The 16,533-nt window shown below is 66.7% G+C and carries 18 protein-coding genes; all 18 read right to left on the bottom strand.

Translation table 11 applies throughout. The features are described from left to right. Positions 1 to 21: 21 nt before the first annotated feature. The 18 genes from AC0Z6F_RS03410 to AC0Z6F_RS03325 all read right to left on the bottom strand — a co-directional run bounded on the left by AC0Z6F_RS03410 (position 22) and on the right by AC0Z6F_RS03325 (position 16,533). Positions 22 to 1,911, bottom strand: coding sequence for a hypothetical protein (locus AC0Z6F_RS03410; protein WP_485616714.1), 1,890 nt, complete (start codon positions 1,909 to 1,911; stop codon positions 22 to 24). A 14-nt stretch (positions 1,912 to 1,925) separates the two neighbouring features. Continuing rightward, positions 1,926 to 2,273, bottom strand: a complete 348-nt coding sequence (locus AC0Z6F_RS03405) for a hypothetical protein (protein WP_485616716.1) — start codon at positions 2,271 to 2,273, stop codon at positions 1,926 to 1,928. Then, positions 2,270 to 3,751, bottom strand: a complete 1,482-nt coding sequence (locus AC0Z6F_RS03400) for a hypothetical protein (RefSeq protein ID WP_485616718.1) — start codon at positions 3,749 to 3,751, stop codon at positions 2,270 to 2,272. Before AC0Z6F_RS03400 ends, AC0Z6F_RS03405 begins: the two co-directional genes overlap by 4 nt. Beyond that, positions 3,748 to 4,326 (bottom strand): hypothetical protein, encoded by a 579-nt coding sequence (locus AC0Z6F_RS03395; protein WP_485616720.1) that lies wholly within the window; start codon positions 4,324 to 4,326, stop codon positions 3,748 to 3,750. Before AC0Z6F_RS03395 ends, AC0Z6F_RS03400 begins: the two co-directional genes overlap by 4 nt. Positions 4,327 to 4,489: 163 nt before the next feature. Further along, positions 4,490 to 4,960 carry a hypothetical protein gene (locus AC0Z6F_RS03390; protein ID WP_485616722.1) on the bottom strand — a complete coding sequence of 157 codons (471 nt, stop codon included), beginning with the start codon at positions 4,958 to 4,960 and terminating at the stop codon, positions 4,490 to 4,492. A 15-nt stretch (positions 4,961 to 4,975) separates the two neighbouring features. Beyond that, positions 4,976 to 5,449, bottom strand: coding sequence for a hypothetical protein (locus AC0Z6F_RS03385; RefSeq protein WP_088475838.1), 474 nt, complete (start codon positions 5,447 to 5,449; stop codon positions 4,976 to 4,978). 8 nt (positions 5,450 to 5,457) lie between these two features. Then, on the bottom strand, positions 5,458 to 7,323 hold the full coding sequence (locus tag AC0Z6F_RS03380; protein ID WP_485616724.1) for a hypothetical protein: 1,866 nt from the start codon (positions 7,321 to 7,323) through the stop codon (positions 5,458 to 5,460). Between the two features lie 35 nt (positions 7,324 to 7,358). After that, the gene (locus tag AC0Z6F_RS03375; protein ID WP_478448272.1) at positions 7,359 to 7,991 is read right to left on the bottom strand and encodes a hypothetical protein; all 633 of its coding nucleotides are present in this window, start codon (positions 7,989 to 7,991) and stop codon (positions 7,359 to 7,361) included. Between the two features lie 196 nt (positions 7,992 to 8,187). Then, positions 8,188 to 9,501, bottom strand: a complete 1,314-nt coding sequence (locus AC0Z6F_RS03370) for a hypothetical protein (RefSeq protein ID WP_485616725.1) — start codon at positions 9,499 to 9,501, stop codon at positions 8,188 to 8,190. 1 nt (position 9,502) lies between these two features. Further along, a complete protein-coding gene (locus AC0Z6F_RS03365; protein ID WP_100449861.1) occupies positions 9,503 to 10,183 on the bottom strand; it encodes a phage adaptor protein in 681 nt (226 codons plus the stop codon). Between the two features lies 1 nt (position 10,184). Beyond that, positions 10,185 to 10,742 (bottom strand): hypothetical protein, encoded by a 558-nt coding sequence (locus tag AC0Z6F_RS03360; RefSeq protein ID WP_049419541.1) that lies wholly within the window; start codon positions 10,740 to 10,742, stop codon positions 10,185 to 10,187. 53 nt (positions 10,743 to 10,795) lie between these two features. Further along, on the bottom strand, positions 10,796 to 11,242 hold the full coding sequence (locus AC0Z6F_RS03355; RefSeq protein ID WP_049419540.1) for a hypothetical protein: 447 nt from the start codon (positions 11,240 to 11,242) through the stop codon (positions 10,796 to 10,798). A 71-nt stretch (positions 11,243 to 11,313) separates the two neighbouring features. Next, positions 11,314 to 12,423 (bottom strand): N4-gp56 family major capsid protein, encoded by a 1,110-nt coding sequence (locus AC0Z6F_RS03350; protein WP_046430114.1) that lies wholly within the window; start codon positions 12,421 to 12,423, stop codon positions 11,314 to 11,316. A gap of 77 nt (positions 12,424 to 12,500) precedes the next feature. Continuing rightward, positions 12,501 to 12,716 carry a hypothetical protein gene (locus tag AC0Z6F_RS03345; protein ID WP_485616729.1) on the bottom strand — a complete coding sequence of 72 codons (216 nt, stop codon included), beginning with the start codon at positions 12,714 to 12,716 and terminating at the stop codon, positions 12,501 to 12,503. Between the two features lie 5 nt (positions 12,717 to 12,721). Continuing rightward, entirely contained in the window at positions 12,722 to 13,717 is a 996-nt protein-coding gene (locus tag AC0Z6F_RS03340) for a hypothetical protein (protein ID WP_485616730.1), read from the bottom strand. Beyond that, on the bottom strand, positions 13,704 to 15,875 hold the full coding sequence (locus AC0Z6F_RS03335; RefSeq protein ID WP_485616732.1) for a portal protein: 2,172 nt from the start codon (positions 15,873 to 15,875) through the stop codon (positions 13,704 to 13,706). Before AC0Z6F_RS03335 ends, AC0Z6F_RS03340 begins: the two co-directional genes overlap by 14 nt. Beyond that, positions 15,875 to 16,348 carry a hypothetical protein gene (locus AC0Z6F_RS03330; RefSeq protein WP_485616734.1) on the bottom strand — a complete coding sequence of 158 codons (474 nt, stop codon included), beginning with the start codon at positions 16,346 to 16,348 and terminating at the stop codon, positions 15,875 to 15,877. Before AC0Z6F_RS03330 ends, AC0Z6F_RS03335 begins: the two co-directional genes overlap by 1 nt. Further along, positions 16,345 to 16,533 (bottom strand): hypothetical protein, encoded by a 189-nt coding sequence (locus AC0Z6F_RS03325; protein ID WP_485616735.1) that lies wholly within the window; start codon positions 16,531 to 16,533, stop codon positions 16,345 to 16,347. Before AC0Z6F_RS03325 ends, AC0Z6F_RS03330 begins: the two co-directional genes overlap by 4 nt.

Raw genomic sequence — 16,533 nt, 5'->3', positions numbered from 1 at the left:
CCCTATTGAAGTTGAGGCGGATCAGGCGTCCGCGATCTCGCCCTGGAAGCTGTAGTTCTGCGAGCAGGAGTTGGATTTGCTGCGACCGCTGGAGACCTGTGCTCCATAGCTGACCGCGCTCATCGTGCTGGCGGCGAGCTGGCTGGAGATCTGCGCCTTTGCGCGTTGGATCTCCGCCGACTGCGCCAGCAGGCCGAGCATTTGCTGGATGCGCATCTGGGCCTGCTGCAGCTGTACGTCGACGTCGGCACGTTCCCGCGCCAGTCCGAGCTCGAAACTGCGATCGGCCGCGGCCGAGGCCGCCTGCTCCACGCCGGCGTCGGCGCTGTAGATCCGCGCCTTCGCGTCGAACGCCTGGCCGACAGCAGCCAGGCGAGCGCGCTCGCCGCTCAGCGTCGCGTCCCAACGAGTGATGGCGGCGCGCCACACGTCCAGGTCAACCCCGTGCTGAGCCATGCGCAGGCGCTCGGCCTCGAATTGCATGTTGTTGCTGGCCGCCCAGGCATCGACACGCTTGGCATTGGCATCGACCAGCGTGCGATACAGATCCGCCCGTTTGCCCTCGCCCTCCACACTGGCCGTGTAGCCCTGCCACTCGGCGACGTGGGCACGCCAGCGGGCCTCATAGGCGTCGACCTGCGCGCGGTACTTGTCGATGCCGAAGCGGTTGATGTCCGCCTGCACCTTCACCGCCTCGACGCGGGTGCGGTAGAAGTCGGCCAGGGTGGTTACACCGCGCAGCTGCGACTCGTAGAGGCGCACCCGCTGCTCATTGATCTCACCCCGTGCCCGCTCCCCCTCGATCTGGGCCCGGAACACCTCGACCTTGGCCAGCTCCGCCTGGATGCGATCGCGCAGCACCTGGGCGTCGGTCTGGTAGGCCTGCAGGCGAGCGTTGAAGACCGAGATCCTGGCGTTCAGCACGGCGATGACGGTTTCGCGCTGGAACGTCGCCGCCTGCAGCATCAGCTTCTGCTCGTCGGTGTGCAGCTGCGCCAGCGTCCCTTCCAGCGCAGCGCCCTGAGCAATGGCCATGCGCTGGTTGGCCAGCGATTCTTCGAACTGCTTGATCGCCGTATCACGAGAGGCCTCGGCCACGGCACCCTGCCCGGTTTGCCGGACCTCCAGGATCCTCCCGGCCAGCATGCCCTGGGGCTCGGCAAAGCCACGGGCGGCGAACTCCGAAACCGCCTGGTCGACGTTCCGCTGGGTGTCCAGCTCGATGCGGCTGCGCGCGCGCTGGAAGATCGCGTCCTCGATGATCCTTGGCAGGGCCTGGCTACCGACGATCATCGGCTTCAGCGTGGCGGTGAGCGTGTCCACCAGCGTGCTGACATACGGGGTGGCCTCGAACTGCCATGTTTCGTTGAACGGCGGCTCGATGAAGATCGGCTTCTCCGCCTCGAACTCCGGCAAGGCAATGTTCGGCACGTCGGGCAGGTTCAGTGCCTCGAACGTCGGCACCTGCGGCAAGACGTAGGTCGGCTCCGCCGGCAGCACGATCGGCGCCGGATCCACAGGAAGCGTCGGCTCGACCACGTTCGGCGTGGTCGGCTTTGCTCCGAAAGCTAGTGTCGGTGGTTGAGCGTCGAGCTCCGGCGCTTCGCTAATCGAGATCGGAGCAGCCACGAAGCCTGGCGCGCTGGGCAGCGGTACATCAGGAGCACGGAATTCCAGCGCCCCTTCATCCAGGTCGGGGCGGCGCGGCCGCTGGAACGTGGCCTGCGGATCGGCGAAGCGGAAGTCGACGTTGAAGTCGATTGGGTCCAGCCGAACGCTGTTGAGGCCCTGCAGGTTGGACACGGCCATGTTGTACGTGGTCGAGCCGAGCTCCATGAACTTGTCATGCGCGCTTCCGACCAGCGTGATCGCGGCATCCGCCGACAGGTCAGGACACCAGGTAGTTGCCATTCATGCTTCTCCAGTCAGCTCCACAGGACGTAGATCGATACGTCCCAACGATTTGCACCCTGCGTTGCCACGGCAGCAGCCCCGTCGGGGCCGTTGTAGCTGGTCTGTTGATCCATGTAGTAGGGGGCATAGCGGTCGCTGTCGATGCGATAGCGCATCTCGAGCGTGCGCCCGTCGACGTCGCCTTCGATCGTGAGCAGGAAGTCGGTTCCAACCACAAAGTCGGGAAGCATTGATACTTCTTCGCCTCCCACCAATCCGTTGTTGAAAGTAATGATCCAGTCACTGGGCTGAGGATCTTCGCCGCAGTCCTGAACAAGGTTGAATGGCTCGCGCCAGAAGCAAGGTCCTGCCATGGTCATCCCCTGGTCCGGCGATCAAGATAGATCGGCCTGAAGTCGATGGCTGCGAGCTCGAAGTCGGCGCCGTCCACGTTTTCGATCACAAAGTCGAAGTCGACGGCCTTGATCCCCTTTCCCAACTTCCAGCGGGTTTCTCGCTCGCTCGATGCCGGTCGCTCCAGGATCCGGTAGATGGCCGCTTCCTTCTGGCCGCTCTGCTCGTTGACCGTGATCACATGCAGCAGCAGCGCGCCCGTGGCGGTGTAGCCGACAAACGCCTCGGGCAGCCGCTTCAGGCGGCGCGTGCCCAATGCGGAAAGGCCCAGCCGCAGCCGCGCAGCAATCGGCGTGCCGTCGTCGTCATCGCCATCAAGCCGGTGCAGGCCGTCCGCAGCCGCGGCGTAGTAGCGACCGCCGATCTTGGCGAAGCTGTTGAATGGGTACTGGGTGTAACGACTCAGCGCGCGGCTTTCGGTGTTCATGACCCATGCGACGTATTCGCCGGTGTCCAGCGCCAGGCGGGTCACGAATCCCAGCCCGTCCTTCAGCAGCTGGGCCAGCTCGGCCGTCGCGCCGCCGGCGGCGCCGACGAGCAGCTGCTCATCCACCATCACCACGCCGGTACCGGCTTCGAATGCCGCGGCATCAGCCAGCATGCCGTCCACCACGCGCTCTGCGGCGCGCTGCAGGCTGGCCACCAGGTCCGAGCCCAGCAGTCCATCGGTGACCGTCTCCGTGCGCAGTGCCTCGGTCAGAGCGCCGAACCACAGGCCACCGACCAGGGCGTTCAGCGCATCGGCGTAGGACGTGGCCACCCCCAGCATCAGCAGGCGGTCGATGACGCGCTCCAGCCTGATCGAGTCAGCGCGAATCTCCGGGCTGAAGGCAATCCCCTCTTCGACCAGCAGCATGAACACCACCGCTGCCCCATCTTCCAGGCTCAGCGTGTCCGCCGTCCTGCAGCTGGCCAGCAGCGCGCTGCGCCGGGTCTCGTCGATGGAGAGCACTTCGTTAAGCACGTGCGTTGGCAGGCTGCTCCGGATCTCGCCGACGGCCAGCGACGAACGCGGCGACGCAAACCAGCGCCCGCCGAACGCAGAGATCATGCGCGGTCGGGCAGACAGGCCTGCATAGGCAAGCGGCGTGGTGACCTGTCGACCGCTGCCATACAGCGCCAGGCGCGCGCCGCCCGCTCCACGGCCGGGGGCCGTCTGGAAGCCTGCAGCGCGCACACTGATCGCCGCGGCTCCGCCGCCGATGTCACGGCCGTAGCCCTGCCCCGACGTGCCCAGGTTCAGTGCGGCGGCACCGTTGGCGGGTACGACCGGGTCTACCCCGCCGCCGAAGTAGATCTGCCCCTGTCCAGACGAGCCCAGGCGCAGCACGGCACTGCCGGCTGCGCCGAGCCCTGAGCCAACCCCCACGGCCCTCAGTGACAACGTGACCTGGCCACGCCCCTCGATCTCCGCATGCTGCAGCGGCAGGAACTCGATGGTCATTCGATGAAATCTCCGGTCGCGTAGATCGCACAACCCACGACCACGAGCCCGTGGCTGGCTTGCTGCGACGTGTAGAAGCGCTGTCCGTTGTGCAGGTAGTGGACAGTGCCGCCGATGCGCCTTACCTCCCAGAGGTCCTGGGGGTCATAGAGCCGGATCGGCGACACGCGGCGGCCGCGCTCCAGCACGCAGGCCTGCAGGCGGCCACCCTCGCTTTGATGGAAGTACAGCCCATGTCGGACCCGGGCCGGGTCAGACAGCTCCGCCTCGTCCAGGATGGCGAGCCCGACCACCACACCCACGGAGCGACTCATCGTCAGCCGCATCGCGACATCACCGTCGAGCTCGTCCGCGCTGTCGGCGCCGGCGTCCCACTCGAAGACCGAGAGGTATTCCCTGCGCGGAGGAACGCCCGGCACGGCAGGCTCCGCCTTCTGCTCCGGATACGTCGTACAGGTGACGGGGCCAGGCGGCGAGGTCTGAACGAACACACTCCTGCACAGCATGTATCGCACGTAGGTGACGCCGTTCTGCTCTTCATAGGCAAGGATGGTGGCGCCCTTCGGCAGCTGCACAGCGCCATTGCTCGGAGCCGGCATCCGGCCTTCGCTGCACTCCTGCCGCCAGTAGCCCTGGGCCGGCGAGGCGCCACAGACGGTATAGGAAGCCCGGTACGGCACCGCAGGTTTCGCGGGCTGGGGCGGGACGTACCTGGAGACTGGCGGCTTGGACAACATGTCAGCTGGCCTGGTCGGCAACCACGTTGAAGATGCTCACGCCGGTGCTGTTGCTGCCGTTGGCCGTCATCACGTCGCTGCTGAACAGCACGGCCGCGTTGGAGGCAGGCCCGCCCGCAGTGCCCTGCAGACGAACGCCGGTGGCGGAACCACGGCCATCGTCTGCCGCTGAGCAGAAGCGGTAGAACGAGGGGGAAAGGCTCGGGGCGCCGGCGTTGGCGCCCTCGAAAGCAATCAGGCCTTCCCACTGTTCGCCCGGCGCCTTGGGCAGGACGTTGCCGACAGGAGCGGAGAAGGTCAGGCCGCTGCCGGTGACCGAGAGTTTCGCCAGCTGGGTGTGACTGCCGACCATATCCAGGGCAGCGTCGGCCGAGGCGGGTACCGGCCCAGCGAACACGTAAAGGAAGCCGCCGTCGAGGGCATTCTTGACCTGCCCAAGCAGGGCCTGCGCGAGCGGGATGGAGATCGTCATGGTGCTGTTCCTTCGTCAGAGTGGGGGGATCGCAAACCACCATTCACCGATCTCGATGCTGGTGTCGGTGGCCATGGCCAGGGTGGGCAGGCGCATCTGGAAGTCGCCCGGGCTGTCGTCGTCTAGACCGATCGCGCCATCGATGCGGGGAGATTCGAAGGAGACCGCGCCGGCGTCGGGCGCGTTGCCGACCAGGCGGAACCAGCCCGCGGTTCCCGCGGCGAGCCCGCGAAGTACCCACCGCTGGGCGGCGTCCTTGTAGACGTAGCGGCCGTTGCGGACGAAGCTCAGGCCATTGGCCGAAACGCCTGGCTGCCAGACGCCGCCGTCAACGGTGATTCTCGCCAGCAACGCACCGGTGGCCGGCATGTCTGCAGTTTCCGGCTGGGGCCCGGTGCGGATCTCGATGCAACCGGCGCGGAAGATCCCCTCGAATGCCGACGGGCCAAGGATCGACGCCTCGAACCCCGTGGAAGTGTTCACGGCCATGAAGGCTCCTAGATGGGCTTGGGTAGGACGGTCAGCGGGTAGAAGCGCCTGTCCTCGGCGGTAACGCCGAGCAACGCCCCCAGGTCATGACCCGTCAGGTAGTTCAGTGCACCGGTGTAGGCGCCGGGTATCGAGACGCAGTAGCGCCCCTTGTTGTAGTTCCAGCCCCCGGCCCAATCGAAGCCGAGGAAGTCCCTCACGCCCTGTCGATCCATCATCAGCGGCACCAGCAGCGATGAACCGCTGAACGCGATCAGGCCCTCGCGGGGGTGTTTGTTCCAGATCACACCCGTCTGATTCGGTGTGCGTGGGCCCCATCCGGATCCGCTGGCGCCGACCCAGTAGCTGCCGAACACCAGGCCATCGGTGACGGCGCCCGGAGCACGGGTATCCAGGCCCGGGAAAGGCGCGCCGGTGCCGGAACTCGGATCCCATGCCACAGGCTCGGACTGGCCATACACCATCCGGCCCGCCATGTAGGCAAACGGCTGGATCGTGTGAGCGCCGTTGAAGCCCTGGATCCGCCACCCGGAGAACAGGTTGTGGCGCACATCCATGTACGCGAGCAGGTGATAGTCCTGGCGGTCATTGCCCACCGCGAAGTCTCGATCGATCAGAGAGATCTCGCCGCCATCGAACTCCAGCACCACGGAGACGCGCACCATTCCCTGGTAGTTGTTGGCCTCCACAGCAAACCGCCCCTCGCTCCGCCGCAGCGCCAGGTAGGCGTCTTTCCGCTCCATGCCGGCGAAGTCGGACACGACCAGGCCACGTGTGGGTGCGACCAAGGCAAAGTTGCCGCCGCTCCCCGCGTAGTTGCCCTGCAGATAGGCAGCCTGGACCGCGGTGTGGGTGATGCTGCTGTCGGAGATCTCCACCTCTTGGGTCATGGTGTTGACCAACGCGACAGCGGCCGTCTGCTCGCTGTTGACGGTCCGAATCGCTCGGGTGCCATCGCCATTGAAGAACCAGGGCATGGCCGAATCGGTGAAGGTGTTTCCCGACGTGCTGCCTTCGGGGTTGATCTGGCCAGGTGTCATTCCCAGCAGTCGATGGCTGCCGGGCTCGATGACCCAGTCACCCTTCTGCGGCGTCCCCTCGTTCCTATGCAACCTGAAGGCCACAAACGCCGACTGCGCGGTGGTGGGCTGGCCTTGGGTGTAGTTGGTGAACGCCACCACCAGCTCGTGGGCTCCGGCCGACGTCTTGCGCACGCAGGCGGAGTTGATCCGCCACGACAGGTATTCCGGGGGATCCTGCTGCAGCTCGTCGCGGTAGGAGATCCGGTCGAACAGGGCCTGGCCCTGCTGCAGCACCCAGCGCGCGCCGATGTCGAGCAGGGCAACGTCGTGCACGTACCTCGAGCAGAATCCGTAGAACGACAGCGCCAGGTCCTCGCCGTCCTTCCAATCGATGTTCCCGAAGAAGTACAGCCCGTCGGGATACAGATCCGGCCGGTTGTAGCTCTCGTAGCGTGCGCCCTGGATCTGGTCGACCACGTCCCATCGGCGCCAGTAGCGGGTGACCACACGACTGCCGGCGAACTCCAGCCACCCGGTGGGGTCATTGCCTGTCGGATCCACCTGCGACCCGCGCTGCGCGGGGTCGCCGGTGGGCACGTCCCATCGTGGCCAGACGATGAAGCCGCCGCGGGGCTCTGGCGGTTCCTCCACCGGCGGTGGCCCAGGGGCAATGATGGTGACGCGTGGCAGTTCGCCGATCTTCTCGGCCAGCAGTACCGTGCCGTCCTGCAGCTCCCGGCGCAGGTTCGCGATCCCGAGGCCATTCCGTTTGGCCTCTTCGAGCACGAAGCCCAGCAGCTTCCTTGCTTCCGGGACGTGCTGGGCCGCAACCACCCGATCGCCAACGACCACGATAGGTGTCCATCCGCTGTACCGCGGCCCGCTCATCAGGTGACGTCGCCCTCGTCCTTGGCCGACAGCACGTATTCCAGCGCCAGCTTGTCGCCGGCGAGCTGGTTGGTGCGCGGCGTTGCGAAGCGGGTGGCGGCGATCAGGATGTTCGCCGTAGCGCCCTTGGCCGAGCCCGTCAGCAGGCCGATTCCGTAGAGGTTGTAGGGCCCGCCTGCCGAGTAGACCAGCGTCGCGGCGGCAAGGGCGGCGCTATTGCCAATCGCCTCAGCCGTCGAGGGTGCGGTGGTCCAGGGCAGACGGCTGTTGTTGGTGTACCCCGTGAACTCGGTGGCCACGTCCTTGAAGGTGGATCCCTTCCAGTCCGCTGCCGGCGTCACGTTGCCCGCGAACGGCGCCAGGTAGAAGGCTGTCTGCTGGCTGGTGCCCCCGAGTGCGGTGTTGAGGATGTAGTTCAGGCCCTCCTTGACCAGTCGATTCGGGTCCACCTGCCACGGACCGAACTCCCCGCCTGCAGTGGCGTGGGCATGCCGGAACGTGCCGCCGATGGTCGCGCGCGCCGCGGGAATGTAGATGCCCGCCTCGGACAGCTCGTACTTGTGCCGGCGGATTGCGCGAATGGCGTCGCGCCCCACCGTGCCCAGGTTCTGCAGGGCCTTCATGATCTTCATCGGTTTGCTCCTTCGGTGGTTACCATTTGCCCGCGGGGCAGGAAGCCCCTTGAAATCGGGTCTTGCTTGCCAGGGGACAGCTGCAGAGCCTGCAGCGCAGGAAAAGGCGGCGTCCGAGCCGTTCGACGTTCGGACACGCACGGCAGATCTCCAGGCGACGCTTCACGTCGTCTGGCTTGGCCAACACAGCCATGGCTCAGGGGTCTCGGTGGATGACGTGGGCGACTGCCCGGTCGGTGACGGCCAGCGCCTGGCCCTTGGGTGCCCGCAGCGCGGCCACGAGCTGGCTCAGTCCGTCCTGCTGGCGCAGCAGCAGCGCTGCATGATCGGCATCGTCGACAACTGCCTCGCCCTTCTTCAGCACCTGCACCTGGCCACCCGGCAGCCCAATGCAGAAGTAGCCGTCGCGGGCGAGCCAGACCAGCACCGGTGCCGCCGACTGCAGCCCAACCACGTCGCCATTGACGACCATGGCCGAGCCAGGCACCGCGCCGCTACCGCGCGCCACTGCCTGGCTGAAGTCCTTCGGGTCGGCGCCTGCGTACCAGAAGGTCCGCGCGCCGGCAGCGACGTAGAGGCCGGCGCCATCCTGCAGTCCGTCGCCGATGGGTTCCATCAGGTCGATCGGTGCGTTGAAGCGCATGCGGTTGGTCGACGGCCGGAACATGCCGTATCGCAGCGGCTCCGACCACAGCACCTCCTGGCCACTGGCTACGAACTGCCGGCCGTGCGCACCACGCACGATGTGGCCCGGCGGCAGCGGGCGGAGGAACTGAGTGGTGAGCGCCCTGCCCTCGCCGGCAGACAGCACCGGCGCCGAGCGGGTGCCGGCCGGCAGGATGACGTACTGCCGCAGCACCTGGTCGTTCGGCCCGGAGACGTACACCGCGACCGAAGCCGTGTCCGGCGCCACTGGCAGCGGAATGTCGCTCAGCTCGAACCCACCGCCCTCGGCAATGTCGATCATCGCGGCCAGCGTGCTACCCGACTCACGGCCGAGTCGATCGATGAAGGTCACCGCTACCTGGTACTGCCCAGGCGCCAGCGCACTTGCTGCGGACGGTGTCAGTCCCGGCTGGCCCGCGGGGTGCTCAGGCGACCAGGAATGCACCTGCAGGTCGATGTCGAGCACACCGCACGAAATGCTGTTGCTGAAGAAGACGCGATCGCCGATCAGCGTGTAGCTCAGCGGGTCCAGGCCGACGTCGATGTCCAGCGTTTCCACGCGTTCATCCTCATGCAGGGCATGAAGCCGACCGCCATCGACGAAGAGCCCGTACTGCAGGTGCTCATGGCTCCACAGCGAATGGGTCAGCGCGCCGGGCCGGAAACGCTGATGCCCGCGCCGGCGCTGCGGCCGACCGGCGGCGTCCAGGTCGACGTTATCCGCCTCACGCAGCGCGCGCGGGATCCCGTTCTCATCGGTCGGCAGCGCCCCTTCTCCGGCCACGTTGTTGATGCCCAGTGGCCAGGGGCCTGCTGGGCGGAGGTCGTCATCGCGAACGGGCATGTCAGAACCACATGGGTTGGGTGCCGGTGGCGGGGTCGATCGATAGCTGCTGCAGCGCGCGCGCGGTGGGCCGCTCGCCGAAGTAGCTCTCGAACAGTGCGAGGTGTCGGTCGGCGTCCGCGGTGCTGCGCTGCTCCGAATCGCGCTTGTTCAGGGCCCGCCAGCAGGCCCAGTGCACCAGCTTCCGGTGGTGGATGGCATCGATTACCGGCTCGTCCTCGCTGTCTTCCATCGCCTCGGCGGCCTCCGGCACGCGCCAGAGCGTGAGCTGCAGGACATCGACTTCCGCAGGCACCGGGCTCACCGACACCTCGCGCGCCTGTCGATCGCGCACCAGGTACTCGGGGCGCCCTGCCTCGGTGCGCCAGTGGTGGTGCCGTCCGTCCAGGGCGGCGCTGGTGGTCCTGCAGAGCGGGTCGGACAGGTTGCTGGCCAGCACAGCGCGCCGGACCACGTACACGGTCGGATGAAGCGGGTAATCGGCTCGGCCCGGCTCCAGGTTGATGTGGCAAATATCGGGGCGGCCGCTCTCCACGAGCAGCCGCGCCCGAATGCACGCCTCTTCCACAGCTTCGTTGAGGTGCCGGGTCAGCACGGCGTCACTCCACAGGTAGGGAGCCACGTCGTCGTCGAGCTCTTCCCGGCATTCCTCGATCAACTGGCTGAGGGTGCGCGCCTCCACGTCAGGCTTCCTCGAGCGCCTGGCTCAGCACCTTCAGGGTGGTGCCGCGCTGGTCGGGTTCCGGCTTGGCCAGTTCCAGGTCGAGGGCGGCCTTGATCACCACCTTGGCGATGCCGCCCTTGGCCAACTCGGCCTTCAGCTTCTGCCAGCTCAGGCCGTTCAGTTGGGCCGCGGCCTCAACGATCTCCGGCGGCAGAGTGGCGGCCACGTTGGCGCCGGCCGGCGGTTCGTTGCTGCCGGCGTCGGTGCCGGTCGTGGTGTCCGATCCGCCGGCGTCGGCATCGGCACCGGTGCTGCTGCCAGCCGGCGGCGGCGGCGAATCCTGCTCTGCAACAGGGGCGACCGGCGGTACCGGCTTGGTGGCGGTCTGCAGGCTCTGGGCCCGGGCGATGTAGTAGGCCTCCGGGATGCCCAGCAACCGCTGGATGTGGTCGGAGTTCTCGACGTCGGCGACGTGCTCCGAATCGGCATTGGCGGGATCGATCGGCACGAAGAAGTACACGTTGCCGTCCAGCTCAACGGGCGCCTTCGGGCGCTTGAACTTGCATGCAATCAGCATGGGATGCTCCTGGTAGGCGGGGCTGCAGCCGCAGCCCCGCTACGGTTGGGGGCTCAGGCCGGGAAGGCAGCCAGGCGCAGGATCAGCTCGCCCTGCTGAGCACCGGGGGCGGTATTGAGCTTCACGTAGACCGGGCGGTTCACCGGCTTGGAGCCCAGGGCCTCGGCGATCAGATGCAGTGACATCGGGACGAAGGCCGCGGTATCGGCAACCACTGCGGTCGGCGCAATGACGGTATTGCCGGCCGCAGAGGCGCCGTCGATCGCGTCGGGGATGAAGACGGTGACGTTCTGCGCGGCCAGCTTGCCGCCGGCGTCCAGCTTGGCGAACAGGCCCGAGCCCTGGCTGTGCAGCTTGTGGTTGGCCGGCAGCTCGCCGATCAACACGAGATCACCATCCGCACCGGCTTCAACCGGCCAGCTGTAGTCGTTGACCACCAGCAGGCCGGCGGCCGGCGACGATGCGCCGCTGTTGCGGCCAATTGCGAGTTTCGTGGACATGGATTTCTCCTGCGAAGGATGTGAGTTCTGAACGCAAGAGCCCCGGCATGCCGGGGCTCTTGGTGTGAGGCTTACTGCGGGTTCGGATCGGCCGCGGCGGTATCCAGGGCGATCGTGCCGAAGTCCTTGCCGTTGAAGCGCGTCTTCTTGATGCCGAAGATGGCGCCGGCGCAGATCTCGATGTCGTTGCCGTGGTCGAGCGGGACCTCGGACCAGTCGAAGCGCAGGCCGTTGCCCGGCGAACCGAAGGCCAGCACCAGGGCCTGACGGCCCAGGTAGAGCGCGCGAGCCGCCGCAACGTTCCCACCGGCGCCGTAGTCCCCGAAGCGCACCACGGACTTGTGCTTGTGCAGGATCGTGTTGCCGATCATGCCCAGGTTGTCCTTGAAGATCGGGTTGCTGGCACCTTCAGCAGCCGCGGCCGCCTTCTGGATGTCCAGCCAGTTGCCCGGATCCGTGGAGGTCTTCAGGTCATGCGCCTGGAACGGGTGCATGACGGTGACGAAGTGCTCGCCGCCGGCAATGGTGATCGGCTGGATCTCCGCCACCTGGGTCGAACCGCCGCCCTGCGAAGCGGCCTTGGTGTTGGCGCGCTCGATCAGGACACGGCTCATCTTGCCGGCCGCGGTCAGCGATGCCTTGCTGGCGCCGTCGCCGAACAGGATGTGCGAGCTGTCCGGCGTCTCGAACGGGTTGCCTGCGCGACCGGCGTAGTTCAGCGGGACGTTGTAGTCCTCGTTGATGCCGCGGGCGCCCGAGCCGTACATGAAGAAGAGCTCGTCGTAGAAGCGCGCCCAGAATTCGGTCAGGCGGTTGCGGCCGACCTTGCGCAGGTCGTGGACGGTGCGCTTGCGGCTCATACGGCCACCGCAGCTGACCGGCTTACGGGCCTGGTCGATGAAGACCTTGTCGGTGAAGAAGTCGAGCTTCTCGCCCTTGCCCTCGGCCTTCTGGTCGCCTTCGATGACGCCACCGGACAGCTGCACGGACAGGTCGTAGCTGATGGTGTCGCCCGCTTCCTGTTCCAGGTCGGTCTGCAGCATGACCGGCATCGAGGTCTCCGACCCCTTGCCCATCATCTTGCGCGTCCAGTAGGACTGTTTGGATACCGAAACCATGAGGTCCGCAGACCACAGCTTCCGGGCCTTGGGGTCGTTCAGACCCACGATCGTCTGTGCCATGTTGCTTCTCCAGGGAGATCACGGCACTTCTGCGCCTCTGTCGTTGACCCGCACTACTGCGCAGGTTTTGAGGATGTTCAGCCCTTAGTGGGCGTTGGCCGGCGCGCCACGCGCTGTAGGGCGCCGCCAGTAGGTTGCTGCTCACCGGCTCGGGTGATGGTCACCGGGGTGTTGGATTCGATGATCACGCGCGAGCGCTTACCGCTCTTCTCGGTGAAGGTGATCGACGCGCCTGACCCCGATGGGATCAGGACCACGTCGCCAGGCTCCAGGGTGGTGTGCAGCTTGGGCATGGGGCTCAGTTGTCCGCCACGAAGGAGCCCGGCACATCACGCAGGATGCGATCACGCTCGCTCTCCGACTTCCCGGCCAGGAACGACTCGATTTCCTCGATGTTGTCCATGCCAGCCGCAGCGTCCGCGGTCGATCGGGAGGTCGGGTCAGCCGCCGCGGGCACGGTGCTCAGCGTAGCCGGCACATCGGCCAGCGGCGCGCTGCGATCCGGCTTTGCCGGCGCCTGCGCCACCGGCGGGGCGGTTGCGGCAGCGGAAGCCTGCAGCAGGCCCTCGTTCACCAGCAGATCGCGCGCACCGGCCAGGATGTCCCAGTCGGTGAGCTGGCGGCCAGAAGCTGCGGCATCGTTGACCACCGACTGCATCGCCTGCTCCCACGCGGCGAAGCGGATCGGGCTCGCGGCGATCGCGGCATTCTCCGGTCGGGAGAGGAACTGGCGCTGCAGGTACGCCCAGGACTGGTCGGCATTCTGCTGGCTGAGCTGCTGCTGCAGGGCGGCGATGTCCTGGGCGCGCTCGACGCGGCTGCGCTCGTCGCGCAGATCCTCGTACTGCTGCTCATACACCTCATCCTCGACATCCCCGGCCTTGTACTTCTCCTTCAGGGCCTGGAGCCTGCCGTTGATCTCGCCGATTTCCTTGCCATAGTCACGCTCGTCGGCGGCATAGGTTGGCACGAACGGCGTGGCGGGCGGCGGCTCGGGCGCCGCCGGCGCTGCAGGGGTCGCCACGTCCGCAGCGACTGCCGCAGCAGGAGTGGCCGCGGCATCAGGCTGAGCCGCACCGCCCGCTGCAGCGGCCGCTGCTGGGGCAGCTGAGCCTTCGGCCGCCGGCGTGGCGGTCGCGGTGGCGGTTGCCGGCGCATCGCTGGTGGCGGTTGCCGCGGGGGCATCACCGGCGGCGGCACCGTCAGCACTGGCCAACGCCGCACGCTCGCCCTCGGTCATTTCCAGTTCGTTCGCGGCCAGCGACTGCTGGCCCGCGTTGTCAGGCTGCTGCATGAGCGGTTTCCTCGGGGGTCTGTTGGGTGCTCAGGAGGCGGTCGGCCGCCGGAGCGAGGGGGAGCAGGATCTCGATCAGCTCGGCAACGTTGAGCGCGTCACCCTTGGTCTTGATCTGCAAAGCCTTGGCCTTGGCCATGATCTCTTCGCGCTTGGCCTCGTCCAGTCCGACCTTGGCCATGCGCTCGCGCAGGGCGACCTCTCGGTCCTGTGCTTCCTGCTGCTGGCGGGCCTGCGCCTCGGGACTGTCGACGTCCTGGTCGTTGTCCGACTGGCCGGTGATCTTGCGGATGCGCTGCACCACCTCGTCCTTGCCCGGCATATCGATCATGTCGAAGGCCAGGTCCAGCAGCTGGATGGACATCTCCGGAGGCAGCTTGCCCAGCATGTCGAAGAACTGCTCGGCGAAGGCCTGGCGCATCGACTCGCGGAAGTCCTGCTGGTCGACGATGAAATCGGCCTGGTTGCGACTGATGTCGTTGTCCACCACCCAGACGTTGTTGAGCGTGTCCAGGCGCAGCTGATTGATGACCCGCCAGTCCAGGCCCTTGCGCTCGCCTACGATGCGGAACTGCCGTTCCTCGGTCATGAACTGCTCGGTGAGCGACAACTGCTTTTCACCGCTGAGCTGGATGCCCAGGCGGTAGTTGTCGAACAGCTCCGCGGTGCTCACGGCGCCTTCCTGTTGCTTGGCCAGAATCGCCCGGCCGCTGGCCGCGTTGGTCTCGCGGCCCAGGAGCTCACGGTTCACACCGGAGCCGTCATGGATGTGCGCCGCGTCCAGCTCAAGCAGCTTGATCTGCGCCTCGGCCACATCGAGGTTGCGCTCCACCTTGATCCTGGCCAGACCGCCATTCTTCAGGGGAATGGCGCCGTTGGGCTTGGCGATCTCCCGCTTCACCTCGTCGACGCGGTCCTCGTCGATAGCGCCTTCTTCGTAGAACAGCTGATTGGTACTCAGGGCCCAGAGCAGCTTGCTCATGCGCTTGTTCAGGTCTTCCTGCGAGTCGCGTACGCCACGGACCAAGCCGTACTCCATGCCATCGCGGTTGCGGCGATAGCACCAGTACGGGGTGTAGGGGAACCGGCCGTGCCGGAACGGGCTGCGTTTGAGCTGCAGCAGGCCGCCCTCGGTGAAAATCGCGCACCACATTTCCTCGACCACGGCGTCGGAGAGCGAGTAGACCGGCGAGGCCTGGCCCTTCATTGCTGCCAGCGCCGCCTGGTGGTCGGGGTTGTTCGGGTCGAAGCGATCGCCCCGGAATTCGCCACCCCACAGCCGCTTGTGCGCGACTGGGCGTTTGAACCAGCACTCGATCAGACGGACCCGAAGCCGACACCGGCTATCCAGGGAGGCCCGGCCGGTGATGCGACGGCCGGTCACGGTATGGCCGCGGCTGTCGTAGCGGCGGAAGACCTGGGGCAGGTCCAGCTCTTCGTCGAAGGCACCGTTGTCGCCGTCGTAGTGGTCCTGAGCCGCCCGGTTCACCAGCTCGATGCGATCGGGGAACATCGCTTCGGAATAGTCCAGGTCGGCGAACTTCTCCCGCAGCAGAAAGCGGCAGTCGCTCAGGTCCAATGCGCGGCTGACCGGATCCCGCCGCATCTGCCGCCACGGAATGTGGCCCACCATCACCGGCTCGTCCGCTCGATCGGTCCGGATCGATTCCTCGGTCCAGCCGCATCCGGCGATCGCTGCGTCCTTGAAGGCCTGGCTGCGCGCCCACGGCACCCGGTTGGTGTCGCTGAGGTACTTCATCAGCTCCGACTTCACCGCAGCAATGTCGACATCGTCCTCCGCGCGGGGGTGCACCACGCCATCGATGCGGGTGCGTCGCTCCGTGCCGATGACCCAGTCGATGGCCATCTTGATCTTGTTGTAGGTCAGCGGCGCCTGGTGCCGGGCAGCCAGGACAGCGCGGTCTTCTTCCGACCACTGGATGTGGTCGTAGAAGTCGTAGTCCAGCATCTGCTCGATGCGGTTGTCGTAGAACGCATCGAGGGCGGTGTACCAGTAGTCCAGCAGCTTCGCGTGGAGGCGCCGGTTCTCCAGGCTGTCCAGCGGGTGGCCCTCAACATCTGGAGGCGCTGCGGTGGCCACGTCGGCGGCGCCGGGGTCGTAGGCCGGCTCGCTCCGCAAGTTCTCGATCGTCTGCATCAGTTCACCTTCTGCCCGTTGATCTTGATCTGGATCCCCATCCGGGCCATCTCGGCGAGCCACTGCTCCCGGGTCTGCTCCGCCGGCGGCCGCAAGTTCTTCACGTCATCGCAGAATTCGAGGATGGCGTCGTGGATGCGGTGCCGGTAGGCGGGGACGTCCAGGCCGTAGAGGGCAACCGAGGCGTTCTGCAGGCGAGCGACCATGTCGCCGATGTGGTGGTGCCGGCCCCGATCCCTGTCCTCCGGGCGGAATATCCAGAAGTCGCGGAACGGCACCAGGTAGGCCGGGCTGCCATAGGCGATCATCCCGGTCACGGGGTTCACACCCTCGACGCGGCGGTTTTCGTTCCGGATATACAGGGCCGCGTCGTCGTCGCCATCGCGCACGATGTGGGTCAGGTAGAGGTTGAGGTCCCCCTTCTTGCCACACCATACGAAGCCCTCAGGGGCGAGCTCGACCTCGGCGCTCATGCTTCTGCTCCCAGCAGCTCCAGGGCTGCGTCCAGCTCTTCCACTACCGCCGCGGCGGCCTGGTCCGGCGACAGGACGTGGTCCTCAACCAGGCTGCCGTGGTTCTCGCCCCCTCGCAGGTACCGCGCGTAGGCGCGGGCCTGCTGCAGGTGGATGGCCAGCTGCTCGACGTCACGGTCTTCCAC

It is taken from the genome of Stenotrophomonas sp. 1L-E-5-B-C3 (assembly GCF_057292075.1).
The sequence above is the reverse complement of the archived record's forward strand: the minus strand, read 5'-3'. Positions and strand labels throughout refer to the sequence as shown.

What these genes read in the sequence shown, in the direction of transcription:
- AC0Z6F_RS03410 (WP_485616714.1), bottom strand. Translation starts at nt 1,911, where the DNA reads ATGGCAACTACCTGGTGTCCTGACCTGTCGGCGGATGCCGCGATCACG.
- AC0Z6F_RS03405 (WP_485616716.1), bottom strand. Translation starts at nt 2,273, where the DNA reads ATGACCATGGCAGGACCTTGCTTCTGGCGCGAGCCATTCAACCTTGTT.
- AC0Z6F_RS03400 (WP_485616718.1), bottom strand. Translation starts at nt 3,751, where the DNA reads ATGACCATCGAGTTCCTGCCGCTGCAGCATGCGGAGATCGAGGGGCGT.
- AC0Z6F_RS03390 (WP_485616722.1), bottom strand. Translation starts at nt 4,960, where the DNA reads ATGACGATCTCCATCCCGCTCGCGCAGGCCCTGCTTGGGCAGGTCAAG.
- AC0Z6F_RS03385 (WP_088475838.1), bottom strand. Translation starts at nt 5,449, where the DNA reads ATGGCCGTGAACACTTCCACGGGGTTCGAGGCGTCGATCCTTGGCCCG.
- AC0Z6F_RS03375 (WP_478448272.1), bottom strand. Translation starts at nt 7,991, where the DNA reads ATGAAGATCATGAAGGCCCTGCAGAACCTGGGCACGGTGGGGCGCGAC.
- AC0Z6F_RS03370 (WP_485616725.1), bottom strand. Translation starts at nt 9,501, where the DNA reads ATGCCCGTTCGCGATGACGACCTCCGCCCAGCAGGCCCCTGGCCACTG.
- AC0Z6F_RS03360 (WP_049419541.1), bottom strand. Translation starts at nt 10,742, where the DNA reads ATGCTGATTGCATGCAAGTTCAAGCGCCCGAAGGCGCCCGTTGAGCTG.
- AC0Z6F_RS03355 (WP_049419540.1), bottom strand. Translation starts at nt 11,242, where the DNA reads ATGTCCACGAAACTCGCAATTGGCCGCAACAGCGGCGCATCGTCGCCG.
- AC0Z6F_RS03350 (WP_046430114.1), bottom strand. Translation starts at nt 12,423, where the DNA reads ATGGCACAGACGATCGTGGGTCTGAACGACCCCAAGGCCCGGAAGCTG.
- AC0Z6F_RS03345 (WP_485616729.1), bottom strand. Translation starts at nt 12,716, where the DNA reads ATGCCCAAGCTGCACACCACCCTGGAGCCTGGCGACGTGGTCCTGATC.
- AC0Z6F_RS03340 (WP_485616730.1), bottom strand. Translation starts at nt 13,717, where the DNA reads ATGCAGCAGCCTGACAACGCGGGCCAGCAGTCGCTGGCCGCGAACGAA.
- AC0Z6F_RS03335 (WP_485616732.1), bottom strand. Translation starts at nt 15,875, where the DNA reads ATGCAGACGATCGAGAACTTGCGGAGCGAGCCGGCCTACGACCCCGGC.
- AC0Z6F_RS03330 (WP_485616734.1), bottom strand. Translation starts at nt 16,348, where the DNA reads ATGAGCGCCGAGGTCGAGCTCGCCCCTGAGGGCTTCGTATGGTGTGGC.